The sequence below is a fragment of the Nocardia sp. bgisy118 genome, assembly GCF_057708605.1.
Genome location: NZ_JBYISM010000015.1, coordinates 59,310 through 83,939 on the forward strand (window position 1 = coordinate 59,310; position 24,630 = coordinate 83,939).

A 24,630-nucleotide genomic window follows, 5' to 3' on the forward strand; every position below is an offset into this window, starting at 1 on the left:
GCTGACCGATCAGTTCCGATCGATGCCGAATCGAGTGAGCAGATCCCGGCCGCGACGGACCGGAAGGGTGGCGACGGGCGGCGCACGCGGACCGACGCCGAGCCCGGCGGTCAAGGGCAGCACGAGCAGCAGCGCGAGGCCGACGAGCAGCAGTTCCTGGAGTGACGGACCGGACCGGGGGAGCGCCGCGATCACCGCGTCGGTGGGCAGGTGCCGGTCCGGTTCGGCGACATGCTGGTGCGGGTCGGCGCCCGCCCACGGCACCACCTGCGACGCGACGCCGGGACCGGAGGATTCGATGTGCGCGTGAATGGTGGCGGCGGGTGTGAACAGGTGACAGTCCGGCAGCGCCATGGCGAGCGCCCACGCGGCGAAGACGCAGGCGATCACTGCCCGCATACCGGGGCCCCGTATCGCACCGAACATCACGTCTGCCGATAGTACAAGCCCCGGACGGTCCGCCGGTCCAGCCGCGGTCGGCGCGGTATTTGCGGCGGGACAGTCGGCGCGCTCAGCCGCCGCCCTGTGGTGGCGATGGGGACCTGCGCAGGTGGATGATCGCTCGTTCAGCTTCTGGCGTACCGCGGATTCCGCGCCGAGGCGTTGTCATCTATCGATCGTCGCGCGGAATCGGAGCCGCTACTCGACCGTCGACGCGGCACCGGCTGATGGCGTCGCATGATGGCCGGGCCCGTCGATTCGGCTCGGGCGTGCGGCGTCGCATCAGCGCTGGCGTGCGGTGTCGCATCAGCGCCGGGGCGCGGCGTCAATCGACTCCGGCGTACGGCGTCGAATCAGCGCTGGGGCGCGGTGGTGGAGCGCACCAGGCAGGCGACGCCGTCCTCCTTGCCGTCCAGGCGATCCAGTTGCGCCGAGTAGCCGGGGTCATGGCGGCGCAGCGGAGCCCTACCCGCCGCCCAGGCGTCCTCGCAGGTGCGGAAGGCATCTGCCGCGGCGGTGGTCGCCGTGGCCACCGGCCCGGAGGACGAGTGGCGCCGTTTCTTGCTCGAGCCGCAGCCGCTCACCGAGATCGCGAGCACCGCGATCAGCAGCAGGCCGGCGACGAACACGAGGCGACGAGAGTTTCGCATGATCGGATTCCCCCCAAACACAACGGTTTTCGATCCAAACGCCAGCAAGTATCGCGGCCGCGCTTGCCTTTCGCAACGTACTGGTCAGGCTGGTCGGTCGTTTTTGTTGGCGTGTCGGTATCGCATCGTGGCCTAACCGCTCAGGGGGTGCTGGACAATTATGAGATACCTCACAGTGGCCCTGTGAAATTAAGGAGCGTCGATCATGGAAATGGAACCCGAGAAGCCGGTGGTCGCAGCGAATCCGATTCGCGTCCGCGGGGATCTCGATCCCGGTCTGTCGCGATGGATGTGGCTGGTGAAGTGGATACTGGCCATCCCGCACTACATCGTGCTGTTCTTCCTGCACATCGCGTACTTCGTGGTTTCGGTGATCGCGTTCTTCGCGATCTTGTTCACCGGAAAGTATCCGCGCGGCCTGTTCGACTTCAATGTCGGTGTGATGCGGTGGAATTGGCGGGTCAGCTTCTACGCGCTGACCGTGCTCGGCACCGACAAGTATCCGCCGTTCCATTTGCGGCAGGACGCGGACTATCCGGCCGATCTCGAGGTCGACTATCCTGAAACCCTGCATCGCGGCCTGGTTTTGATCAAATGGTGGCTGCTCGCCATCCCGCACTATCTGATCATCGGCGCGCTGATGAGCGGTGCGATCGGCAACGCGGTGCAGGACGACGGCTCCCAGGCCTGGGATCTGGTGGTGACCTGGCCGGTGATCTACCTCCTGCTGGCGGTGGCGCTGATCGCGCTGCTGTTCACCGCTCGCTACCCGCAGGGCCTGTACGACTTCGTCGTCGGCATCAACCGGTGGGCGATCCGGTTGCAGGCATACGCCTCGCTGATGCGTGACGAGTACCCGCCGTTCCGGCTCGACCAGGGATCGCGCGAGCCGTAACCCCCGATCGAACCGATCACCGCGAATCCGCCCGCCGACTCGTCAGCGGGCGGATTCGTATATGCGGCGGACCACGTCTTCGATGCCGGGCTCCTCGATCGACAGATCTCGTACCTCGACCCGATCCGACACGGCGGCGAGCAGCTGTGCGGCGGTGATGGATTCGGCGTCGAAGGCCAGGCGCTGGCGCATGCCGTCGGCCTCGCTGGTGAGCAGTTCCGCGCCCGGCGGCAGCTCGCGCAGATCCGCGGCGGGCTCGGTGAGATCCACCACCAGCACGCGGCGCGCGCCCACCGTCGCCCCGAGTCCGGCGAGCGAACCGTCGTAGACCAGCCTGCCGTGGTCGACGACGAGCACGCGGTCGCAGAGCCTTTCGATATCGCCCATATCGTGGGTGGTGAGCAGCAATGTGGTGCCGCGGTCGGCCCGCTCGGCGCGCAGGAACTCCCGCAGCCGTTGTTTGGACAGCACGTCGAGGCCGATCGTCGGTTCGTCCAGGATCACCAGCTCGGGGGAGTGCAGCAGCGCCGCGGCGACCTCGGCGCGCATCCGCTGCCCCAGCGAGAGTTGACGCACCGGCGTGTCCAGCGTCTCGGCCATCTCCAGTTGCTCGACCAGTTCGTAGGTGCGCTTGCGGGTGATGTCGGGTTCCAGCCGGTGGATGGCGGCCAGGATCGTGAACGATTCGCGCAGTGGCAGATCCCACCACAGCTGCGACCGCTGGCCGAACACCACCCCGATGCGGCTCGCCAGCTGGCGCCGCTGCCGGACCGGATCCAGGCCGCAGGTGCGCACCCGCCCGGTGGAGGGGACCAGAATGCCGGTGAGCATTTTGATGGTGGTGGATTTCCCCGCTCCGTTCGCCCCGATGTAACCGACGGCCGCGCCGCGTTCGATTCGGAAGGTCATCCCGTCGACCGCGGTGAGGATGTCGCGCTGCCTGCGCCATCGGCGACCGTGCTTGCGATACAGCGTGAATTGCCTTGTCAGATTCTCGATATCGATGATCGCGTCAGATAAGTCGCTGTCCGCCACGCTTACCCCCCGCCTCCCTGGTAGTGCCTCGTCCCGAGCCGCCACAAACCGAGTGCCAGCAGCCATATCCACAGCGTCGCCAGCGGAGTCAGCCAGGCCAGCCAGGACGGCAGCAGTGGCGGGCCGGGCAACCCGAGCAGGGCGATGGTGGGCAGGTACGCCGTGAACGCGACCGGGACGGCGAATCCGAACAACAGTTTCAGCGGCAGCGGAAATACCGAGGCAGGCTGCATCGCGGCGAACGACCCGCCGTAGGTGAAACTGTTGGTGAGCTCGGAACCGTCGATCAGGAAGAACTGCAACCCGGCCGCGCAGACGAAGATCCCGCCGAACAGCAGAATACCGCAGCAGAGCGTCATCACCACGAGGACGAATGCGGACGCGTCCCAATCGATGTCGTTCTGTAGCAACCCGATGATCAGCACCGCGATGGCGACTGCGGCGCGGGCGAATCGGCGCATCGAGACGTCACCGGTGATCAGTTGCAGCAACAGCGGCTGCGGGCGCAAGTGGTAGGCGTCGAGTGTGCCCATCCTGATCAGCGTCGGCAGGGTGTCCAGATGCCCGACCAGCACCTGGGCCAGCGCGAACGTGGTGTTGCTCAGCCCGAACAGCAGCAGCGCCGCGTGCAGATCGAGCCCGCCGAGCACCCGCACGTTGTGGAAGATGACCCACACCTCGGCGAATTCGACGACACCGATGAGGAAGGCGCTGAACACCTCGCTGGCGAAGGACAGCCGGTAGGCGCGCTGGGATCGGATGCGCGAGCGCAACACCGCGGCATACGGTGTGAACCATCGGCCCGAGGGCACGGCGATCGGCGACGCGTCAGCCACCCTGCACCTCCAGCTTGCGACGGCCCGCGGTCAGCATCAGCCGGCCGACCACGGCGATTGCGAGCACCCAGAAGAGCTGTGCGCCAACCACGGTCACGCTGTCCATGCCGGTGATTCGCCCCGAGAGCACGTCGATCGGGGCTTGCAGGATGGAGGGGAACGGGGTGGCGTTCGCGAGTGTGCGCAGCCAGTCCGGAAACATGTGCACCGGCACGAAGAGGCCGGCGAGGAAGGTGCCGCAGATCTGGTACAGCACCCGGATGCCCCGGGTCTCCACTACCCAGAAGCCGATCAGTCCGATGGCGAACAGCAGCAGGAACGACAGTGCGACGGCCAGTAGCACCGAAATCGTCCCGAGTACATAGGGTCCGGGCGTGGTGGGCATCGCGAGCCCGACGGTCAGGAAACCGAACAGCACGCTCGGTAGGAAGCGCGGCACGATGGTGCACGTCGCGCGCCCGAGATCGGCCGCGAGATAGCCGAATTGAATGTCGACCGGGCGCAGGAAGTCGATCGCGATGTCGCCGTTCTTGACCCGTTCCGCCAACTCCGTTGGCGGACCCATGAATTGCATGGCGCCGAGCAGTCCCTGCGAGAGCCAGACGTAGGCGCCGATGGTGCCTTCGTCGTACCCGCCGAATTCGCCTGCGCCACGCACCGCCGCGAGCATCACCGCGGCGCGCACCAACCCGAACACGCAGTTGGTGAACAGCCCCGCGAACATCGCCAGCTTGTACTGCGACTGCCGCCGGAACCCCGCCACCGCGAGCCGCCAATACAGCGTCGCCTCGCGTCGCGCCTGGGTTGCTGCGGCCAGCCGCTCCTCCCCTCCCGCACTCCAGCGCACAAGAAGTCAACGTTACTGTCCGCTCGTCGACGCGCGGTAGGTTACCGCGCGATTTCGCCGAAAGTGCGACGAACCTGACGCGCCAATGTTAGAAACACAGTCACTTCAGATTTTGTGGAGTGCTCGCGCACGACAGGAAGGATCGTGATGACTGTCGCCGAGTCGACCATTTTCGAGGCCCTCGAATCGAATGTCCGTGGGTACTGCCGATCCTGGCCGACGGTGTTCGACACGGCCAGCGGCGCCTGGCTGCGCGACGAGCAGGGCCGCGACTACCTGGACTTCTTCGCAGGCGCGGGCGCGCTGAACTACGGTCACAACAATCCGGTTCTCAAACGCGCCCTGATCGATTACCTCGTCGGCGACGGCATCACCCACGGACTGGACATGTCGACCGTGGCCAAGCGCAGGCTTCTGGAAACCCTGCGCGACACCGTGCTCGCTCCGCGCGGCCTGGACTACAAGGTGCAGTTCCCTGGCCCGACCGGAGCGAACGCCGTGGAGGCCGCGCTCAAACTGGCCCGCAAGGTCACCGGAAGACAGCCGGTGCTGAACTTCACCAACGCCTTCCACGGCATGTCGCTCGGCGCGCTGTCGGTGACCGGCAACGCCGCCAAGCGGGCGGGCGCGGGAGTGCCGCTGGTGCACGTCACGCCGATGCCCTACGACGGTTACCTCGGCGCGGGCGACGACCTGCACTGGATGCGGCGGGCGCTCGACGATCCCTCCTCGGGAGTGGACAAGCCCGCGGCGGTGATCGTGGAAACCGTGCAGGGCGAGGGCGGGGTGAACGTGGCGCGCGTGCAGTGGCTGCGCGAGCTGGCCGAGCTGTGCCGGGCGCGCGGCATTCTGCTGATCGTCGACGACGTGCAAATGGGCTGCGGCCGGACCGGTCCGTTCTTCTCCTTCGAGGTCGCCGGGATCACCCCCGACATCGTGACGCTGTCCAAGTCGATCGGCGGCTACGGATTGCCCATGGCGCTGGTGCTTTTCAAGTCCGAGCTGGACCAGTGGGCGCCCGGCGAGCACAACGGCACCTTCCGCGGCAACAACCCCGCCTTCGTCACGGCCGAGGTCGCGCTGCGGCACTACTGGTCCGACGACGCGCTCGAGCGGGCCACTCTGGCCAAGGGCGAGCGGATCGAGAAGGCGCTCGCCCGAGTCGCCGCCGCGTATCCCGGCGTCTCGGCTCGCGGGCGGGGGCTGGTGCACGGCATCGTCTTCGAGGACCCGTCGCTGGCGGGCAAGGTCTGCCAGGTGGCCTTCGATCGCGGACTGCTGGTGGAGACGTCCGGCTCCGTCGACGAGGTGGTGAAGTTGTTGCCGCCGTTGACGATCGGTGAGGATGAGCTCGACCGCGGCCTGGATCTGCTCATCGCCGCCGTGGCGGCCGTCTGCGGCTGACGGACCGAGGCGACTCGACCGGTCCCGGGCGCGTACCCGGCTTCACCTCCCGCCGTCGGTGCGGCGTCGGGTGGTCCGGTTCGGTCAGTGGGCAACGCCTCTCAGTGCACAGCTCGGTGGCCGGTGACGATCCGGTGGATGAGCCGCGCGGCCGTGCGAGCGGTGCGGTCGTCGATGTCGAAGACCGGCGCGAGTTCGGCGACGTCGGCGGCGACGAGTTTCCCGCTGGCCGTGACCCGGTCGCACACGCGCTGCACGGTCTCCACCGGTACGCCGTAGCCCGCGGGCGCGCTGACGCCCGGGGCCACGGCGGCGGGGAGGACGTCGAGGTCGATGGTGAGATAGACCAGGTCGACGTCGTTCAGGAAGGCATCGACGAACTCGTCCACGGCCGCGCGGTCCCCTACGCCGCACCGGTCGTCGGGCAGATGGCGGACGCCGAGCCCGCGCGCCGTCTCGAACAGTGCGACGGTGTTGCCGGGTTGGCTGATGCCCAGCACGTCGTAGCGGTAGGACGCCCCTGCCGCGCGCTCGGCCTCGGCGATCTGCCGGAAGGGGGTGCCCGAGCTCGGCGCCGGATCGGCGCGAAGATCGAAGTGGGCGTCCAGGTTCAGGATGCCCAACCGCAGCGCGCCGCGCCGCTGGGCCGCCGCGATGCCGGAATAGGTGCCGAAGGCGACCTCGTGACCGCCGCCGAGCACCACCGGAAAGCGGCCCGCGTCGAGTGCGGCCGCCACGGCAAGGCCCAGCCGTCGCTGACCCGACTCCAGATCCGAGCCGGTGACCGCGACAGTGCCCGCGTCCTCCAGATCGAGCGGTTCGGGGAGCGCCAACGACGCCAGCGCGCCGCGCAGCGCGTCCGGACCCGCGGCCGCCCCCGGACGGCCCTTGTTCCTGCGGACGCCCTCGTCGCTGGCGAAACCGATCAGCACACAACCTTTTCCGACCGTTCGCGCCGGATCGTAGGGCCGGATCAGCTGATGCCAGCGCGCGTGCTCCGGCGCGTCGCCGTCGACCCGGCCGGTCCACGGCCGCGGCGCGATATCGACCGTGCGGCGCGGATTCACGCGGCGTCCGATCCGGCGACGCGGACTCCGCCGCGCCACACCGAACGCACGAGCGGCACGCCGGGCCGGTAGGCCAGGTGCAGATAGGACGGGGCGTCGAGCGCGAGCGCGTCGGCGCGCGCCCCGACGCGCAGGCTGCCGACATCGTCGCGGCGCAGCGCCCGCGCGCCGCCCGCAGTGGCCGACCACACCGCCTCTTCCGGTGTCATCCGCAGCTCGCGCACCGCCAGCGCGATGCAGAACGGCAGGCTCGTGGTGTACGACGTGCCGGGATTGCAGTCCGCGCCCAGCGCGACGGTGATGCCCGCGTCGAGCAGGGCGCGGGCGTCGGGATAGCTGTTGCGGGTGCAGAAGTCGGCGGCGGGCAGCAGTGTCGCCACCGTGGCGCTGCCCGCCAGCGCGTCGATATCGGCGGCGGTGACGTAGCTGACGTGGTCGACAGAGGCCGCGCCGAGTTCGACGGCCAAGCCCACGCCGGGGCCGGGACCGAGCTGGTTGCCGTGCACCCGGGGAATCAGCCCGTGCGCCATGCCCGCCCGCAGCACGGCCTCCGATTGCTCCCGGGTGAACGCGCCCCGCTCGCAGAACACATCGATCCACTTCGCGTGCGGCGCGCACACCGGAATCATGTCCCGGCACACCATCTCCACGTACTCGTCCGCTCGCCCGGCGTACTCCGGCGGTGGCACGTGCGCGGCCAGCAAGGTCACCTCGTCGGTGAAGCGTCCGGCCACCAGCGCGCTGCGCAATTCGTCCTCGGTGGTCTGGCCGTAGCCGGTCTTGCATTCGACCGTCGTGCTTCCCGAGCGCACCGACTCGTCCATCAGCCGCCGGACGTTGGCGGCGAGCCGATCGTCGTCGGCCGCTCGCGTCGCCGCGATGGTCCTGCGGATGCCGCCCGCCGCGTAGGCGGTCCCGGACATCCTGGCCGCGAACTCCTCGGCTCGTTCCCCGGCGAACACCAGGTGCGCATGGCTTTCCACGAATCCGGGCAGCACCGCCCGGCCCGCCATGTCCACGCGTACGTCGGCGACGGGGGCCTCGTGCGCGTCACCCACCCAGGCGACCAGCCCGTCCGCGAACACCACCGCCGCGTCGCGCCGCACGCCGAGCCGGCCGACGCCCGAGCCCGGGTCGTTGGTGACCAGCGTGCCGATATTCGTCAGGACGGTGGACCGTGAACCGTCGGACACGATTCCTCCTCGCGCCGTGTCGGCCGGATGCGGATCGGTGTGAGGCGACTGTAGAACACCGCGCGCCGTCGTCGGACGCACTCGGGGTTTCGTGCCACCCGTTCCGACACCTGGCCGACCAGCCCGCACCGGCGGGCGGCTGCCTATTCGGTTGACCGGCGGCCCGGGCCGGTCAGTAGGGTGGGCCGGTGATTCGCACAGCTGCGTTGGCTCATGTCCGGGATCGGCGTCTGCTGCAGGCGCGAACCCTCGGCAAGGACGTCTTCTACATGGCGGGCGGCAAGATCGACGCGGGGGAAACGCCCGTCGCGGCGCTGCACCGCGAGGTGCGGGAGGAACTCGGCGTCGGCGTCGCCTCCTGCGCCGAACTCGGCGTCTTCCAGGCCGAGGCGTACGGCCACGCGCCGGGCACGCGGCTGCACATGACCTGCTTCACCGCCGAACTCGACGGCGACCCGCACCCCAGCGGCGAGATCGCCGAACTCCGGTATTTCACCGTGCGCGAGTACGCCGCCATGGACCATGTCGCTCCCGGTTCCATGCTCGTCTTCCGCAAGCTGCACGAGCTGGGCTTCGTCGACTGGTGACCATGCCGGGGATGCCCGGCGGTACAACGTATTCCGGTCGGCGGCGGATGCTTCCTAGGCGAGGGTCCGGCCGTCGCGTATCGCCGTGTCCGGAGCTGGATGCCGAGGGGCTCTCGATGATCGAGCAGCGTCGGACTTGGGATAAGTAATCGCTAAGTCTTTTCGAGGTATCGACTCGGCGTCGGCAAATCATCGTGTATGTTAATGGCAGTTCCTCTTCTGAAGGTGGGGGTTGAGGAACTTCGGTGCGGCACCCGGTGGGGAGACGCGTAGCAGCGACCCCATTGGGGCGCGCCGAGGCAACACAGCCGCTCTCCGATGACGTAGAGGTATGGGTCGAGCCGAATGCGTGTATCCGCAGCACTGACCGCATCGGCGCTGGCCGTCGCCGGACTGGTGGTCACGGGTTCGGCCGTGCACCAAGCCGGTTCCAGCGCCCCGCCCGAAGTTTCCGAAGCGCTGTCGGCCGCGGGGGACGGCACAGAAGACATCGCCGGTGCGGGTCTGTCACGGGCCGTCGGGTTGCTTCCTGTCGCACCGGATTCGCCGCGCACGCTCCGCGCCGTGACTCCGGCGAGGTCACCCGCGTTCGCGGGCGCGGTGCCGTTGCACGACATCTCGCTGCCGAATACCGGCGGCCCCTTGGGCATTCCGGAGATCGTGCTGGCGGCGTATCGCAATGCCGAGCTGGCGCTGGAGTCTTCGATGCCCGGATGCGGCTTGACGTGGAATCTGCTCGCCGGGATCGGCCGGATCGAATCCGGCCACGCCGCGAGCGGACGTACCGACGCGGCGGGGACGACACTCGGGCCGATCTTCGGCCCCGCCCTGGACGGGACCCTGCCGGGCAACGAGATCATCCAGGCCGCAGGCGGCGGATTCGTCCGCGCGATAGGGCCCATGCAATTCCTGCCGAGTACCTGGAGCGCGTATGCCGCTGACGGCAACGGTGACGGAGTAGCCGACCCGCACAACGTGTTCGACGCGTCGCTGGCCGCCGGAAAGTATCTGTGTTCGGGCGGGACGAACCTGCTGGATTCGGCGCAGGAGTTGCGGGCGGTGTTGCGCTACAACAATTCGGTGTCCTATGCGCGCGACGTGCTGAGCTGGTCGGCGGCGTATCGCACGGGCGGCGCTCCGGCTCGCGTCGAGATCGGCCCTGATCTGGTTCCGCCGGGTTCGGCGCCCGTGATCCAGGCCGGTCCGGAGCTGTCCGCTCGCGATACCGCCCTGCCGTCGACGCCGTCCCCGGCGGAACCGCCGCCGGTCGCGACCGTTCCCTCTCCGCCCGCACCGGCGCAGGTGATGATCACCATCCCCGGTCTGCCGCCGATTCCGTGCGGGATCTTCTGCCCACCGCCGCAAGCCGATCCGTGCGCGCAGGCGGTTCCGGCTCCGATGCCGCGACCGGGCGCACCCGGAGAACTGCCGATCGCGCCGGGCCGGTCCTACGGCGGTCGTGCCGGAGAGCCCGAAGTCGCGACCGCCCAGCCGGATCCGGCGTGCGGGACCGGGAGCCCGCAGCCCGGTGGACCGCTGCCGTACTCGGAGCCGAAAGCCGAAGCGCCGATGGTGAACTCCGAACCCGAGCCAGAGCCAGAGCACGTACCGGCCCCGGCTCCCGATGACACGGCAGAGCCCGCTCGCGATCCGGAACTTGTTGTGCCCCAGCCTCCAGTGCCTCAGCCCGGCATCATCCTGCCGTTCGGCATCGTCATCCCACTGCCCGCGCCGCAGGGCTGACGCGATATCCGCGATGGAAAGCCTCATGTCCTCGGTCGATGCGCCGAGGCGTACCGGCATTGCACGGGCCAATACCGAGCCGAAATGCCCGGGGGTGCCTGCGAATCCACGCGATGCTCGAGTACAGCGGCAAATCGGCTGAAGCGTCGTGCGGCCCGCGCCGGATCGATGTCACCGCGCGCTTGCACATCATGGCGAGCTGCGATCTGCCGCGTGATTGTTCGGGCTCGGCGCCGTTCGGCCGAAGACTGTGCGCAGGCCGGTCCATACTCGCCCGTGCCGCACTAGGGTGGGTGGAACAGCTGAGGACAAGGGGAGTTCGATGTTGGAAGTCGCGCACCTGGTGCGCCGGTTCGGGGGCGTCGTCGCGGTAAACGACGTGTCCTTCACCGTGGAGCCCGGTGCTCTGACCGGATTCGTCGGCGGCAATGGAGCGGGCAAGACCACGACCATGCGCATGATCATGGGCGTGCTCGCGGTGCACGGCGGGGAACTGCGCTGGCAGGGCGGGCCGGTGAGCGCCGCCGACCGCAGGTCGTTCGGCTACATGCCCGAGGAACGCGGCCTGTATCCGAAGCAGCCGGTGCTCGAGCAGCTCGTCTACCTGGCCAGGCTGCGCGGGCGCACGGCTGCCGACGCCCGGCTGCGCGCGCGAGAGTTGCTGGACCGCTTCGACCTCGGCGACCGCGCCAGGGACAAGCTGGAATCCCTCTCGCTGGGTAACCAGCAGCGGGTGCAGATCGCCGCGGCGGTGATCGCGCAGCCGTCGCTGCTGATCCTGGACGAGCCGTTCTCCGGTCTCGACCCGTCCGCCGTCGATTCGATGGCCGAACTGTTGCGCGAATACGCGACCGCGGGCGTGCCCGTGCTCTTCTCCTCGCACCAGCTCGATCTGGTGGAGCGGCTGTGCGATCGGCTGGTGATTCTCGCCGCGGGACGGGTCGTCGGGCAGGGCTCGGTGGACGAGCTCCGCTCCACCGGTGCGACCCGCTATCGGCTCGCGCTCGGCGGCGACCCGGCCTGGCTGCACGCCTTCGCCGGCGTGCGGGTGCTGCAGACCAACGGTTCCAGCGTGCTGCTCGAACTCGACGGCGCGACCACCGAAGCGCTGCTCGGCGAAGCGCTGTCCCGCGGCCCGGTGCGCGAACTCGCCGAGGTCCGGCCCTCGGTGTCGGAGATCTACCGCGAGGTGACGGCATGAGTACGGATTTCGCTCCGCGCGGCGTGTGGCGGATCGTAGCGGCCCGCGAGATCGCGGTGAAGCTGCGCGATCGAAACTTCCTGGTGTCCACGGTGATCACGATCGTGGCGATCGTCGCGTCCCTGGCCATCACCGGTTTCATGAGCAACCGCACCGACGAGATCGACGTCGCCGTCGCGGGCGCGGGAGCGGACCAGATCGTCGCGACCGCCAATGATTTGGCGGCGAGCGCCGACAAGAAGGTAACCTTCACCGCTCGCCCACAGCCCGATGTGGCGGCAGTCGAACGGCGGGTGCGCGACGAGGAGGTCGAGGTCGGCTTGACGCCCGCCGAGCCGGGCGGCTGGCGGCTCATCGGTGATTCCGCCCAGAACGACGACGCCGCAACGTATCTCACCGCCGCCGTGCAGCAGCTCGCGGTGCAGCGCAATGCCGCCGCCGCGGGCCTGAGCCTTGCGCAGTTGGGTAGCGGCGGCGCGGTGACCTATGACCTGCTCGATCGGTCCGCGATCGAACCGGGTTTGGCCAGGATCGTGAGCTTCGTCTTCGCGTTCCTCTTCTACGCCGCGTCGATCCTGTTCGGCATGAGCATCGCGCAGAGCGTGGTCGAGGAGAAGCAGAACCGGATCGTGGAGATCCTGGCGAGCGCCATCCCGTTGCGGCAGTTGCTGATCGGCAAGGTGCTCGGCAACACCGTGATGGCCTTCGCCCAGCTCGCGCTGTTCGTCGGGGCGGGCCTGATCGGATTGGCCGCCACCGGAAGGGGCGATCAGGTCGCCACGATCGCGGGCGCGGCGGGCTGGTTCGTCGTCTTCTTCGTGGTGGGCTTCCTCGCCCTGGCCAGTCTGTGGGCGGTCGCGGGCGCGCTCGCGACGCGCACCGAGGACCTGCAATCCACCTCGATGCCCATGTCGATGCTCATCATGATCGTGCTGTTCGCGGGCATCTTCCTCACGGACACGTGGCTGGTGATCGCCTCCTATGTCCCGCTCGTATCGATCGTCGCCATGCCCGCCAGGCTGGCCGAGGGCACCGCGGCGTGGTGGGAGCCTGTCGTCGCGCTGATCCTGATGGCGGTGGGGACCTATGGCACCGTCTTGATCGCGGAGAAGATGTACCGGCGCTCGCTGATGCAGACGCAGGGACGTCTGACGATGCGACAGGCGCTCGCCGTCGAGGACTGACGCGCCGCGTCAGTACCAGTGGTTCTGCTGCCAGAACACCCAGGCCGCGTCGGGACTGCCGTAGCGGTCGACCATGTAGTCGTAGGTCCAGCGGAGCTGGGTGACGGGGTTGAACCGCCAATCGAGGCCGTGGGTGGACATCTTCTCCGGCGGGAGCGCCTGGCCGAGGCCGTAGGCGCCGCTGGTCGGGTTGACCGCGAACATATTCCAGCCGCTCTCCCGCGTGATGATCGCATCGAACGACGGGAAATAGTGGATCGGAACGATGGTCAGCGCTATGGCTTTCGCGCCGAGGCGGGCCGAGGTCAAAAACAGGTCGACGCCCGCGGAGAGTGCCGGATTCACTGCCTCCGTGCCGCGCGCGTCGTTGGGGTCCTCGGGCGATGGCGCCGCGTTCGCTGCGGGGGCCAGGGCGATCGTCGCCGCGCAGCAGACCGCGGCGGCGGAGTAGATATATCGAAGCATCGACTCGCTCCCTTCGCATCAGATGGTCTGATTCCGGAACCAGATCGTGCGAAGTCAGCAAACCATCGGTAACCGTATGGATCGGGTTGCCACACCGAGGGCGAGGGGTTCTTCACGGGCCGTGCCGTCGCCGCGGTAGCGATTTCAATCAGTGATTGAATCGATGTTTGAAACGTGTTTTACTTCACCCATGGCTCAGAAAGTTTCGGCGGTCACCCGCGAGCGGCTGCTCGCCGCGGCCGAGCGGTTGTTGCTGACCGACCGCTACGAGGACGTCTCCGTGCGGGCGATCTGCGCGGAGGCCGGCGCCAACCCGGCCGCCGTGCACTACCACTTCGGATCGAAGGAAGCGCTGGTCGCGGCGCTGCTGGAGGGCCGACTCGGACCGCTGTGGGCCGACCGCCTCGCGGCGGTGAGCGCCGAGCGTGGTTCGGTGCCCGAGATCGTCGACGCGGTGATCGAGCCGTTCGTCGAACTGTCCGCCGACCCGGCGGGCCGCCTGCATCTGCGGCTGCTCGCGCAACTGGTGCTCGGGCGTCACCCGCTGCTGTGGCAGCAGCGCTGGTTCCGGATGGACTCCTGGGTCGGCCTGCTCCCCGAGCTCGCGGAGCCGGAGAGCAGGCGGCGCTGGTCGTTTGCCTTCGACCTCGTCATCATGTCGTTCGGGGCCGGCGACCGAGACCTGTCGGAGCCCGCCGTCGCCACCTTGCGCGACTTCGTGATCGCCGGACTCTCCGCGCCGGAAGGCGGTGCGCGATGACCGATGTTTTCGCACCGGCGGCACTGGGCCCGATCACCCTGCGCAACAGGGTGATCAAGGCGGCGACCTTCGAGGGCCGCACACCCGACGCGCTGGTCACCGACGAACTGATCGAATTCCACCGCGAGACCGCGGCGGGCGGCGTCGGCATGACCACCGTCGCCTACTGCGCGGTCGCGCCGGGCGGGCGCACCGATCGGCATCAGATCTGGATGCGCGAGGAGGCGCTGCCCGGCCTGCGCAGGCTGACCGATGCCGTGCACGCCGAAGGCGCGGCGGCCAGCGCGCAGATCGGGCACGCCGGACCGGTGGCCAATGCCGCCTCCAACCGGCTGCCCGCGCTCGCGCCGAGCCGGATGTTCAGTCCGCTCGGTATGCGGTCGATGAAGGTGCCCGGCGAGTCCGAGATCCGCGGGCTGGTCGCCGCGCACGCAGACGCCGCGAAGCTCGCCGAACAGGCCGGCTTCGACGCGGTGGAGATCCACTTCGGGCACAACTACCTGGCCAGTTCGTTTCTCAGCCCGCTGCTGAACCGTCGCACCGACCGCTACGGCGGGTCGACGGCCAACCGGGCCAGATTCGTCCGCGAAATCGCCCGCGCGGTGGGCGAAGCCGTGGGCGGCAGGCTGGCGGTGACGGCGAAGCTGAACATGGAAGACGGCGTGCGCGGCGGGCTCACGGTGCCGGAATCGCTCCAGGTCGCCGCGTGGCTGGAGGAGGACGGTGCGCTGGACGCCCTCGAACTGACGGCGGGAAGCTCGCTGTTGAACCCGATGCTGCTGTTCCACGGCGACGCCCCACGCCGCGAGTTCGCGAAAGTCCTTCCTGGACCGGCTCGCTGGGGTTTCCGGTTGGTCGGCCGCGGGTTCCTGCGCGAGTACCCGTACCACGAGGCGTACCTGCTCGAACGGGCCCGCCAGTTCCGCCGCGAGCTGTCCATGCCGCTGATCCTGCTCGGCGGCATCACCAACCTCGACACCATGCGCCAGGCGATGGCCGAGGGCTTCGAGTTCGTCGCCATGGGCCGAGCCCTGCTACGCGAGCCGAACCTGCTGCTCCGCATCCGATCCGACGAAGCGAACCGCTCGGCCTGCACCCACTGCAACCTGTGCATGCCGAGCATCTATACCGGGACGAAGTGCGTGTTCCGGCTCGATCAGCGTTCTGACGTGGAGTTGGCCGACGAGCGAAGGTCGAACACGGCCTGACTTCGTGACCGCACGACACGCCGCATCTCCGGATTGGCTCAATGCGCTGCGCGGAACCGCATCATGTCTCGCACCCGGCAAGCCAGGTGCCGATCGAGGTGTCGAACCGGTCCCCGGCTTCGCTGCGAGGGCAGATCAAGCCGACACGGTCACCAACGGTACATCGGCGTTCTCGTTCGCCTTGTAGATGATTTCACCAATCCGCCCGGCGGCTTGGACGTCCGAGACGAATCGCTTGATTTGTACCAAAATTGCATCGGATGCTTCCACCACGACTCGCGCGACATCGTCACGGCGCTGCGCGTTGGCGGTGACTTTTGCCTTGCGCACTCCACCGATGGTTATCGATGCCAAGTCCGCTAACTCGGCGTCGGCGTCAGTGATTTCGGCAAGCAACTCGTCCGCAGTCGGCCACGGTGCGAGATGGACCGACGACTCGTGAGTCCACGACCACGTTTCCTCGGTCGTATAAGGCAGCACCGGCGCCAAAAGTCGGATGATCACATCCAACGCCCGTCGAAGGGCTTGGCGTGCGGATTCGCTGGCGCCGAACTCATTGAGCCCGTAAGCGCGTTCCTTCACCAGTTCGAGGTAGTCGTCACAGAAGAACCAGAAGAACCGCTCGGTTCGGTCGAGTGCCGTGGTGTAGTTGAACCCATCCAAAGCGGCGGTGACCTCTTGGATCGTCTCCGAAAGTCTGGCCAACATCGCACGGTCGAGCGGTTCGGTCACCACCGCTGTCCGGGAGGGTGCGGGAACCGCGAGGACGAACTTTGCGGCGTTGAGCAGTTTCATCGCCAACCGGCGGCCGATCTTCATCTGCTTCGGGTCGTACGCGGTATCGGTGCCGGGCCGACCGCACGCTGCCCAATACCGAACGGCGTCCGCGCCGTATTCGTCGAGCAAATGGCCGGGCGTCACGACGTTGCCTTGCGACTTCGACATCTTCTTGCGGTCCGGATCCAAAATCCACCCAGACAGCGCGGCGTGTTGCCAGGGCAACTGCCCAGCTTCCAGTTGGGAACGAACCACGGTGGCGAACAACCAGGTGCGGATAATGTCATGGGCCTGGGGACGCAGATCCATTGGAAAGGTTTGGTTGAACAAGGCGTCGTCGACGAGCCATCCGCAAACGATTTGGGGACTCAGCGATGACGTTGCCCAGGTGTCCATTACGTCAGGTTCGCCGACGAAGCCGCGGGCCATGCCGCGTTGATCGGGTTCGTAGCCGGGGGGACAGGCGCTCGATGGATCGACGGGGAGGTGACTTTCTTTCGGAAAGATCGGCGCTTCATAGATCGGCTGACCGTCGTCATCCAGGGGGTACCAGACAGGCAGCGGCACGCCGAAGAAGCGTTGCCGGCTGATCAGCCAGTCGCTGTTGAGTCCGTTGACCCACCCGTCATATCGAGCCTTCATGTGCGAAGGATGCCAGTCGAGTTCGGCTCCCCGCGCGAGGAGTTCGTCACGGTAGTCAAGGGTTTTGATGAACCATTGACGGCTGCTGACGATCTCGAGGGGCTTGTCACCCTTCTCGAAGAACTTCACCGCCCGTGTAGTCGGCCGAGGCTCGCCGATCAGCGCGCCGGATTCGCGAAGCAACTCGCTCATTGTTTCGCGAGCGCTGTGGACGGTAAGACCGACCAAGCGGTCGTACACTTCCTGCGCACTCGCGACGTCCTTCGCCGGGAGGCCGGCAAAGTCGAGCGGCAACATGCGACCGTTGCGGCCGACGACCGTTCGTGTCGGCAATGCGAACTCCCGCCACCACTTGACGTCATTGGTGTCGCCAAAGGTGCAGATCATCGCGATACCCGTGCCCTTCTCCGGGTCCGCGGCAGAATGTGCCAATACTGGCACCCGCACACCGAAGATCGGCGAGACTGCTTCCTTGCCGATCAATGCGGCGTAGCGCTGATCGTCCGGATGCGCCACCAGCGCCACACACCCAGGAAGCAACTCCGGCCGCGTAGTATCGATATTTACGATCTGGCTGTCGTAGGTGAACGCCAATCGATGGTAGGCACCGGAAACTTCCTTCTCGACTACTTCGGCGTTCGCCACCGCCGTCTGGAAGGTCACATCCCACATCGTCGGAGCCTCGGCCTGATACGCCTCGCCCCGTGTCACCGAACGTAGGAAAGCCGCCTGCGACACCCGCTGCGCACGCTCACCGATTGTCGAATACGTCATCGACCAGTCCACCGACAACCCGAGATTCCGCCACAGCCGTTCGAAGACTCGCTCGTCCTCGCCGGTCAGCTCGGTACACAGCTCGACGAAGTTGCGCCGTGAGATATTGACCGCCGCAGCCTTCTTCTCCGCGCCGGTACGCTCCATCACGGGAACTGGGACCTCGAAGGCAGGGTCGTACGGCAGTGATGGATCGCAACGCACACCGTAGTAGTTTTGAACGCGTCGCTCGGTGGGCAGACCGTTGTCGTCCCAACCCATCGGGTAAAACACATGCTTTCCGCGCATCCGCTGGTAGCGCGCAATGATATCGGTGTGTGTGTAGCTGAACACGTGCCCGACATGCAGCGATCCGCTGACGGTCGGGGGAGGGGTGTCTACAGAGAATACGGCGTCACGGGTGCCCGGCCGACGAAAGCGGTACAGCTCCGTCTCGTTCCAAAATGCCGACCACTTCGTCTCCAGCCCCTCGAGGGAGGGCTTGTCCGGGACCGGAGAGCCGTATTGTGTCACGCGCATACCTTCCGTTGTATGTGTTTGCGATAGTCGAAGCGATGGTCACTGGCCAGGTCTATGCGGGCAGCCAAGACTGCTCGGCTACCTCGACGTGCAGCCGCACGATCGTGGCGGCCTGCGACACCACCAGCTCGGCGAGCTCGTCATAGGTCGACTTCGGCACGAACATACTGTGCCACAGCCTGATTCAAGCCAGATCGGCAGGACGCCACGGCCCAACCTGGTCAGTTACAAGCGATGACCCGGTGCCGTGGGGCGATGGGCCTGGGACCGTCCGCGCGAATCTGCCCATCACCCAATGAATCCACCCGACATCTCAGCCTCGCCTGTCGTGTATGCCGCCATCCGGGAGGGACCAGGCGTTCGCTCCTACAGCTGAGCGATGCGAGAGTACTGCCGGATGGTCAGCGGCATGAAGATGGCCAGAATAAGCACGATCCATGACACTGTGGATAGTACGGGGTGCTGGGCCGGCCAGCCATGCGGTTGCGCCAGGGTGGTGGGGACGTTGTTGCCGAACATGGCGCGTGCTGCGCTGGATAGGGACGTGACCGGATTCCATTCGGCCAGTTTCGCCAGCGGTCCTGGCAGTGCGGACACCGAGACGAAGCCGGAGGAGACGAAGGTGACCGGAAACAGCCATATCAAGCCAAGACTCTGGGCGAGTTCTACGCTGCGCGCGGCGAGTCCGATGAAGGCGCCCACCCAGGACATGGCGAACGAGAACGCCAGGATAAGAACGTAGGCGCCGACAGCCTCGGCGGCGGTGCCGTTGACCTGCCAGCCGACCAGCAAGCCACACATAGTGCTGATTGCGATGCTGAAGATATTGACGGCGAGATCGGACAATGTCCGCCCGAGGATGATCGACAACGGCGACACAGGCAGCGAGCGAAGCCGATCGAACAAGCCTTTCTGCACGTCCGTGGCCAGGGCGATGGCGGTGAAGGAGGAGTTGAAGGTGACGGTTTGGGCGAAGATCCCCGCGATGATGAATTCCCGGTACGACGCGCCGCCGAGGCTCCCGCCGAAAACGTAGCCGAGCAGCAGCACGAACACGATGGGTTGAACGACACAGTTGAACGCAGCGCCCGGGGTTCGAAGAATGTTTCGAATACCCCTGCCGGACAACATGATTCCGTCGAGAAGGGTCTTGGTCAGGTGCTGGCGGTCGGGGACTGCGGCGACGTGGGATGGAATCGACGGCGCGGGGAGCGGGACGGGACGGCGGGACCGTTCGGGCGGTGACGATGATCCGGAGATTGCGCGATCGAGATCTATCGTCGGACCAGCCTGCGCCGTCAGAGCGAAGAACACCTCATCGAGAGTCGGCCGCCTGAGCCCGATATCGAGCGCTTGGACACCTTGGTCGTTGAGACGGGTAGCAATGGCCACAAGGTCTCGCTGACCGTCGTTGACGGGCAGCGTGACACGGCGCTCGCGCCGATCCACCGATGGAATGCCGAACTCCGCGAGGCAAACTCGCGCCGTCGAGAAGTCCTCGTCGGTGGCGAGTCTCATCTCCATGCGCCCCCCTCCGGCAGCTGATTTGAGCTCGTCGCTGGTGCCCTCCGCAATTATCTTCCCGCGGTTCATCACGGCAATCCGCTCGGCGAGGCGATCCGCTTCTTCGAGGTATTGCGTGGTCAGCAGTACGGTGGTCCCACCGGACACGAGATCGCCGATCGCCGACCAGGTATCAAGGCGGCTCTGTGGATCCAGGCCGGTCGTAGGTTCGTCGAGTATGACCAGCGGGGGCGACGCGATCAGCGCGCTGGCCAAATCGAGCCGCCTACGCGTTCCGCCAGAGTAGGTTTGCGCCCTGCGGTCGGCGACCCCTTCGAGGTGGAACCGTTCGATCAGCTCGTAGGCCGATCTCCGTGCCGCGGCTTCGCCCGCGCCGTACAGCCGCGCCACCAGGTGGAGGTTCTCAAAAGCCGTCAGCTTGTCGTCGACCGCGGCGTATTGTCCGGACAAGCCGATCGAAGCTCGCACTCGGTCCGCATCGTTGAGTGCATCTCGTCCTGATACGAAGACGTGCCCATGTTCGGGGCGCAGCAGTGTCGCGATGATGCGGACGGCAGTGGTCTTGCCGGCCCCATTCGGACCGAGCAGTCCGTAAACTCCGCCGACCGGAACTTGGAGGTCAAGGCTGTCGAGAGCAACGTTGTCGCCAAACTTCTTTGTCACATTGTCGAGCACGACCGCGCAATCCGACTCCACACTGCTGATCAGGGCGGCCTTGTTCTCCGATCCCTGCGGATGGCTGTTGCCGCTCATGGTTTCCGCGGTCCGGCCGAAGCATCGAACAGCCGCTCGAAACTTTCTTCCCATGCCTCATGGTTCGAGCGTGCGGTCGCGACCTGCGCAGACCGGCTGATGAGACCGATCAGGGCCTCATTCATCACCGAGTATGGGAAGCGCAAGGGCCGGGCTACGTCGAGGAACAACACCACCCGCCATTCGTCGGTCTCGTTCCAGACCTCATGCTCGTAGGTGTCGTCGAAGAAGAAGCCCTGTCCCTCCTCCCAGTGCAGGGTGTGATCGCCGACCCGGAGTCCACAGCGCTCCCGGTCGGCAGGAATCTGCAGGCCGAGGTGGTAACGCAGGGCACCCTTGTATGGCCCATGGTGCGGAGTGACCCGTGAGCCTGGTCCGAGCACCGAGAAGAAAGCGGTGATCAGTCCGGGTATCTGGTCGAGCAGTGCGCCGGTCTGCGGGCACCGATCGTACGCGCGCGCCACCGGCGCCCCATATCCGTACAGGAAATAGGTCCGCCAGTTCGCGTTCTCGCTGATCCGTTGCTGTTCAGGTGAGATATCGTCGAAGCGGGGCAGGGCATCGAAATTGTGAGACAACTGGTCCAGTTCGGAACGTATCGACTTCCAGCTGCGCTCGAGGAGGGTGGCCCAGGGGAACGGGTCGTTCGGTACCAGCGCGTCGCCACCCGCTGGCGAATTTGTCGGCATCCTGTTCTCGAGCCAGGTGATGTACCGGCGCAATGCAATGCCCGTCGGCTTCGAGGAGATCGCCTGCTGAAATGCGGCTGCAACGACTTTCCGCGTAGGCGCCAGCAGATTTGGTGGAAAGTGCATCGAAGATATTCCTCCCTCTGGCGGAGCCGCCGGAGTACGGGCGAGTGAGAAGCTCAGCCGTTGGCCAAAGATTCACCTTGCCAGGCCGGACAAGGGCATGGATAGGTCTCCGCGCCTGTATTAGGTTCGCGTTGATCCCCATCCGAATGTTAAGCGACTTCCCCCTGTCAAAGCTTGACGAGGCGAATCTACTGCTGTTAGGAGGTCGTGGTCAAGGCTAGGATCAGATTGCTCGTCACTGCGAGCGTTGTCGGGGGGGACGGTCGTTTGCCTCCGGAAGCGACACGTATGCCATACGGTTCCGCTATGAGCAGTTGGTTTGCCGGGCAATTGGGCTGATACCCCTCGATGCAGTCGGGGAATTGCTGATTCGGTGCTGATGCAGCTGATCTCGGACCTTGTCCACGTCGACATTCGTCGCTCGATGCGGATGATTGGGTCGACGATTGCCAACATGGAGATTGCTCTTACGCGACTGGCCGGGTTGGGTCGTGGCGTCCTGCTGATCTGGCTCGAATCAGGCTGTGGCCACAGCATCTTCGTGCCGAAGCCGACCTATGACGAGCTCGCCGAGCTGGTGGTGTCTCCAGCCGGCACGATCGTGCGGCTGCACGTCGAGCCAGCCGAGCTGAAGCGGCAGTTGGGCCGGAACTCGCGGAACTCCTCGCAGTCGCCGTCGGAAGCGGTGTCGTCTTGGCGGATGGCCTGCATGGCACACGTCACATATCTCCTCTGGACGTGGTCGTGACGCAATGTTAATATCGCTGTGGGGAGTGATTTCGAACAGTCGACAAGCAGTCATCTTTCATGATCAGACTTGGGGGAAGATTCGACATGGACGTTCAGTTCGATGTTGTGTGTAATTCTGAAGAGCAGTACTCCACGTGGCGTGCGGACGATAGTGTTCCTGCCGGGTGGTCTCGCACGGGGTTTCGCGGCACCAAGTCGGAGTGCCTGGCGCATATCGAGAAAATATGGATCGATATGCGACCGCTGAGCCTTCGCATGGCGGATACTCCCCCTTCGGTGTAAACCCGAGGGGATGGTTGCGTACCTCCGAAACGCGTACGTCACTCCTGGGAAGAAATTTACGCTGCGAGAGCGAATTATCCGTAGCGTGTCCTCGCAAATTAATTTGTTTCGGCGAGCGCTGAAATCTTTGCGCGCTGACTTCGCGGCGGCGTGTGCCGATGAGCGGCGTGTGTCGATCAGACGGTTGTCCTCCGAATAGAGGAACGATAGTTCATGAGTTCGTACATGGATATGAATACGCTGCTGCGCACCCGCGCGGAGGTCGATCCAGACGGGATCACCTACACATTTCTCGACGAGTTCGATGATTCCGGCGCCTGGCGCGAGCGCTCGGTTACCAATGCGCAATTGGTAACCCGTGCGATGGCGCTCGCCACCCGTATCCAGCGCCATGCTGTCCCGGGCGATCGAGTGCTCATCTTGCAGGACCCGGGGTTGGACTATGTGGTGGCGGTTTACGGAAGCATGCTCGCCGGGGCGGTGGCTGTGCCCATCTACCCACCCGAGCCAGGACGTTTGAATCGCAGCGTCGAACGTATTGCCACAATAGCCGCAAACGCACGTCCTACCTGCGTGCTGGTCGACCCCGCTGCGTCGACGGCGCTGCGCGAAAGTTCACGACTCGGGAACCTGGCCGGCATTCCGTGGGTCGATACAGCGGCCATCACGGAGGAAGGTGCTGCCGAGCAGTGGCACGATCCGGGCTGCCGCCGCGACGAACTTGCCCTGTTGCAGTACACCTCGGGATCCACAGGTGATCCCAAGGGGGTAATGCTCACCCACGCCGGTCTACTGTCCAATCTCGAGTACATCGCAGATGTCTACCGGCTAGCGGACCGCATGAACGCCGTGTTCTGGCTGCCGCCCTACCACGACATGGGTCTCATCGGGGGGATCTATTCCGCACTGTATTCGGGTGGGCGCTTGCAATCGATGGCACCGTCATCGTTCCTGAGTGATCCGATGAGGTGGATCCGGGCGATGTCCCACTACGGTGCCATGGGTACGGCAGCCCCGAACTTTGCTTACGAAGTCTGTGCCGAGATAGCTCTAGCAGACCCTCGCGGTATCGCCGAACTCGACCTGTCCGCGGTTGATGTGCTGATCTCGGGCGCAGAACCGGTGCGAGCGCAAACGATGGCGACATTCCTGCGGGCGTTTGCTCCGGCGGGGTTGCGCGAGGATGCCTTCTACCCATCCTATGGCCTGGCCGAGAACACCCTCCTTGTGTCGGCCAATCACGGTGCTACCTCGAAACTGCGGCTGGACCCGGTGCGGCTCGAGCAGAACGAGGCGGTGGAGACCGAGTCGGACGAGCATCGGCTGGTGATCGGCTGTGGACCGGTTTCTGACCCTCGGCAGCAGGTGCTGATCGTCGATCCCGATACACGGCTTCCACTCGAGCCTGGTTCGATCGGGGAAATCTGGATCCGCACGGCAAGCGTAGGCCAAGGCTATTGGGGGCGTCCGCAGGTCTCCGACGAGGTTTTCCGCGCGCATCCAGCGGATGCCATCGATGACGACACTTTCCTGAGCACGGGCGACTTGGGTTTTGTGCACAACGGCGAACTCTTCGTCACCGGACGTCGCAAGGAGTTGATAATTCTGCGCGGCCGGAACCACTACCCGCACGACATCGAACGAACTGCCGGTGAGGCCCATGACGCTGTTCACTACGCGCGCTGCGCGGCATTCTCGGTTCCCGGCGACGGTGACGGTGACGAAGGCTTGGTGCTCGCGGTGCAGGTCGCATCTTCGGTCCCCGATTTCCAGAGGGAAGAGATCGCGGAGAAGATCCGTGACCGGATCGGCGAACTCCACGGCGTGCCGGTGTCGGACATCTATTTCCTGCCGCGCGGCGGTCTCAAACGAACCTCCAGCGGCAAAGTGCGGCGCAGTGCCATCCGAGCCGACTATCTCGCGCAGCAGCCGGTGCACGACCGAACGACCTCGGTGCCATATCTGGCGCCGCGTGACGAGGTGGAACAGGCTGTAGCCGAGGCATGGAGCGCGATTCTGCAGATCCCCCGGGTTGGCGTGCACGATCGATTCTTCGAACTGGGCGGCGACTCCCTGAAGGCGGCCCGCTTGCTGGAACGACTCCGCGTGCACAACCGGATCGAACTGAGCCTGTCCGAGATATCCACGGTGCACACGGTCGCAGAATTCGCGGACCTGGTCCGCGGCAAAGACGATATGACAGCTGTGTCGGCCGAGGTCCACGTTGAGCTCTGACGACCGAATCGAAACCCGGAGGTCGGCAGCAGTCATGCCGAAC

General features: G+C 66.1%; 22 protein-coding genes. 11 read left to right on the top strand and 11 right to left on the bottom strand.

Annotated features, from left to right (window positions below; translation table 11 throughout):
• Positions 1-9: 9 nt before the first annotated feature.
• Positions 10-399, bottom strand: coding sequence for a putative copper homeostasis (lipo)protein LpqS (gene lpqS, locus AC3EO7_RS19585; RefSeq protein WP_431962555.1), 390 nt, complete (start codon positions 397-399; stop codon positions 10-12).
• A gap of 395 nt (positions 400-794) precedes the next feature.
• The gene (locus AC3EO7_RS19590) at positions 795-1,091 is read right to left on the bottom strand and encodes an excalibur calcium-binding domain-containing protein (protein ID WP_431962557.1); all 297 of its coding nucleotides are present in this window, start codon (positions 1,089-1,091) and stop codon (positions 795-797) included.
• A gap of 205 nt (positions 1,092-1,296) precedes the next feature.
• Between AC3EO7_RS19590 and AC3EO7_RS19595 the strand changes: the two genes are divergently transcribed.
• Complete coding sequence (locus tag AC3EO7_RS19595) at positions 1,297-1,986, top strand: DUF4389 domain-containing protein (protein ID WP_431962559.1); 690 nt, start codon at positions 1,297-1,299, stop codon at positions 1,984-1,986.
• Positions 1,987-2,028: 42 nt separating this feature from the next.
• On the opposite strand, the gene AC3EO7_RS19600 is transcribed toward AC3EO7_RS19595, so the two are convergent.
• The 3 genes from AC3EO7_RS19600 to AC3EO7_RS19610 all read right to left on the bottom strand — a co-directional run bounded on the left by AC3EO7_RS19600 (position 2,029) and on the right by AC3EO7_RS19610 (position 4,704).
• Positions 2,029-2,895, bottom strand: coding sequence for an ABC transporter ATP-binding protein (locus AC3EO7_RS19600; protein ID WP_431963555.1), 867 nt, complete (start codon positions 2,893-2,895; stop codon positions 2,029-2,031).
• A 128-nt stretch (positions 2,896-3,023) separates the two neighbouring features.
• Entirely contained in the window at positions 3,024-3,857 is an 834-nt protein-coding gene (locus AC3EO7_RS19605) for an ABC transporter permease (RefSeq protein ID WP_435591999.1), read from the bottom strand.
• Positions 3,850-4,704, bottom strand: coding sequence for an ABC transporter permease (locus tag AC3EO7_RS19610; RefSeq protein WP_431962563.1), 855 nt, complete (start codon positions 4,702-4,704; stop codon positions 3,850-3,852). The genes AC3EO7_RS19605 and AC3EO7_RS19610 overlap by 8 nt, the downstream gene beginning before the upstream one ends.
• Positions 4,705-4,851: 147 nt before the next feature.
• Between AC3EO7_RS19610 and ectB the strand changes: the two genes are divergently transcribed.
• Complete coding sequence (ectB, locus tag AC3EO7_RS19615; RefSeq protein ID WP_435592000.1) at positions 4,852-6,108, top strand: diaminobutyrate--2-oxoglutarate transaminase; 1,257 nt, start codon at positions 4,852-4,854, stop codon at positions 6,106-6,108.
• Between the two features lie 101 nt (positions 6,109-6,209).
• Here the strand turns inward: ectB and hutG are convergent, their stop codons facing one another.
• Both hutG and hutI read right to left on the bottom strand, forming a co-directional pair.
• Entirely contained in the window at positions 6,210-7,175 is a 966-nt protein-coding gene (gene hutG, locus AC3EO7_RS19620) for a formimidoylglutamase (protein WP_431962567.1), read from the bottom strand.
• A complete protein-coding gene (gene hutI / locus AC3EO7_RS19625; protein WP_435592054.1) occupies positions 7,172-8,371 on the bottom strand; it encodes an imidazolonepropionase in 1,200 nt (399 codons plus the stop codon). Before hutI ends, hutG begins: the two co-directional genes overlap by 4 nt.
• 185 nt (positions 8,372-8,556) lie before the next feature.
• Here hutI and AC3EO7_RS19630 point away from each other — a divergent pair, with 185 nt between their 5' ends.
• The 4 genes from AC3EO7_RS19630 (at position 8,557) to AC3EO7_RS19645 (ending at position 13,083) form a co-directional block, all read left to right on the top strand.
• Positions 8,557-8,955: an NUDIX hydrolase gene (locus AC3EO7_RS19630; protein ID WP_435592001.1), complete on the top strand. Its 399-nt coding sequence runs from the start codon at positions 8,557-8,559 to the stop codon at positions 8,953-8,955.
• 345 nt (positions 8,956-9,300) lie between these two features.
• Positions 9,301-10,698 carry a lytic transglycosylase domain-containing protein gene (locus AC3EO7_RS19635; RefSeq protein ID WP_435592002.1) on the top strand — a complete coding sequence of 466 codons (1,398 nt, stop codon included), beginning with the start codon at positions 9,301-9,303 and terminating at the stop codon, positions 10,696-10,698.
• A gap of 322 nt (positions 10,699-11,020) precedes the next feature.
• Complete coding sequence (locus AC3EO7_RS19640; protein ID WP_431962573.1) at positions 11,021-11,899, top strand: ABC transporter ATP-binding protein; 879 nt, start codon at positions 11,021-11,023, stop codon at positions 11,897-11,899.
• On the top strand, positions 11,896-13,083 hold the full coding sequence (locus AC3EO7_RS19645) for an ABC transporter permease (RefSeq protein ID WP_435592003.1): 1,188 nt from the start codon (positions 11,896-11,898) through the stop codon (positions 13,081-13,083). Before AC3EO7_RS19640 ends, AC3EO7_RS19645 begins: the two co-directional genes overlap by 4 nt.
• Before the next feature lie 9 nt (positions 13,084-13,092).
• Here the strand turns inward: AC3EO7_RS19645 and AC3EO7_RS19650 are convergent, their stop codons facing one another.
• Positions 13,093-13,548, bottom strand: coding sequence for an aggregation-promoting factor C-terminal-like domain-containing protein (locus tag AC3EO7_RS19650; protein WP_431962576.1), 456 nt, complete (start codon positions 13,546-13,548; stop codon positions 13,093-13,095).
• 190 nt (positions 13,549-13,738) lie between these two features.
• On the opposite strand from AC3EO7_RS19650, the gene AC3EO7_RS19655 reads away from it, so the two are divergent.
• Positions 13,739-14,308, top strand: coding sequence for a TetR/AcrR family transcriptional regulator (locus AC3EO7_RS19655; protein WP_435592004.1), 570 nt, complete (start codon positions 13,739-13,741; stop codon positions 14,306-14,308).
• Positions 14,305-15,516 (top strand): NADH:flavin oxidoreductase, encoded by a 1,212-nt coding sequence (locus AC3EO7_RS19660; protein ID WP_435592005.1) that lies wholly within the window; start codon positions 14,305-14,307, stop codon positions 15,514-15,516. Before AC3EO7_RS19655 ends, AC3EO7_RS19660 begins: the two co-directional genes overlap by 4 nt.
• A 135-nt stretch (positions 15,517-15,651) precedes the next feature.
• Here the strand turns inward: AC3EO7_RS19660 and valS are convergent, their stop codons facing one another.
• The 3 genes from valS to AC3EO7_RS19675 form a co-directional block, all read right to left on the bottom strand.
• Positions 15,652-18,222 carry a valine--tRNA ligase gene (gene valS / locus AC3EO7_RS19665; protein ID WP_435592006.1) on the bottom strand — a complete coding sequence of 857 codons (2,571 nt, stop codon included), beginning with the start codon at positions 18,220-18,222 and terminating at the stop codon, positions 15,652-15,654.
• Positions 18,223-18,594: 372 nt separating this feature from the next.
• Entirely contained in the window at positions 18,595-20,505 is a 1,911-nt protein-coding gene (locus AC3EO7_RS19670; RefSeq protein ID WP_435592007.1) for an ATP-binding cassette domain-containing protein, read from the bottom strand.
• Positions 20,502-21,320, bottom strand: coding sequence for an aspartyl/asparaginyl beta-hydroxylase domain-containing protein (locus AC3EO7_RS19675; RefSeq protein ID WP_435592008.1), 819 nt, complete (start codon positions 21,318-21,320; stop codon positions 20,502-20,504). Before AC3EO7_RS19675 ends, AC3EO7_RS19670 begins: the two co-directional genes overlap by 4 nt.
• Positions 21,321-21,693: 373 nt before the next feature.
• On the opposite strand from AC3EO7_RS19675, the gene AC3EO7_RS19680 reads away from it, so the two are divergent.
• From AC3EO7_RS19680 to AC3EO7_RS19690, 3 genes are all read left to right on the top strand, one after another.
• Positions 21,694-22,068 carry a hypothetical protein gene (locus AC3EO7_RS19680; protein ID WP_435592009.1) on the top strand — a complete coding sequence of 125 codons (375 nt, stop codon included), beginning with the start codon at positions 21,694-21,696 and terminating at the stop codon, positions 22,066-22,068.
• A gap of 86 nt (positions 22,069-22,154) precedes the next feature.
• Positions 22,155-22,352, top strand: a complete 198-nt coding sequence (locus AC3EO7_RS19685) for an MbtH family protein (protein ID WP_435592010.1) — start codon at positions 22,155-22,157, stop codon at positions 22,350-22,352.
• A gap of 213 nt (positions 22,353-22,565) precedes the next feature.
• Positions 22,566-24,587, top strand: coding sequence for an AMP-binding protein (locus tag AC3EO7_RS19690; protein WP_435592011.1), 2,022 nt, complete (start codon positions 22,566-22,568; stop codon positions 24,585-24,587).
• Positions 24,588-24,630: the final 43 nt, after the last annotated feature.